Origin of the sequence: Paraburkholderia sp. SIMBA_054, assembly GCF_046534875.1 — a bacterium.
Lineage (GTDB): Bacteria > Pseudomonadota > Gammaproteobacteria > Burkholderiales > Burkholderiaceae > Paraburkholderia > Paraburkholderia hospita.
On the sequence record NZ_JAWRXV010001675.1, the window covers coordinates 1 to 238 of the forward strand.

General features: G+C 61.8%; 1 pseudogene. It reads right to left on the reverse strand.

Features of this window, described 5'->3' with window-relative positions:
- Positions 1-238, reverse strand: a pseudogene (locus SB822_RS60795) (ornithine cyclodeaminase); the annotation flags it as partial.

Genomic DNA, 238 nt, shown 5'->3' on the forward strand with positions numbered 1-238 from the left:
CGGGGCACTCGCCGCCAACTGCATTGATGTGCACGCCAGCGCCAACCATGTTGTCGGTCAGGATCGTCGCATTGGCCTTGTCGGCGGTGACGGTGGTGATGATGTCCGCACCCTCGACAGCCTCTTCGACCGTCTTGCAGGCAACGATGTCGAAACCGGCGCCCTGCAAGTTGCGCATGCACTTGGCAGTCGCTTCCGGATCAAGATCGTAGAGACGCAGCTTGTCGACGCCGAGCAG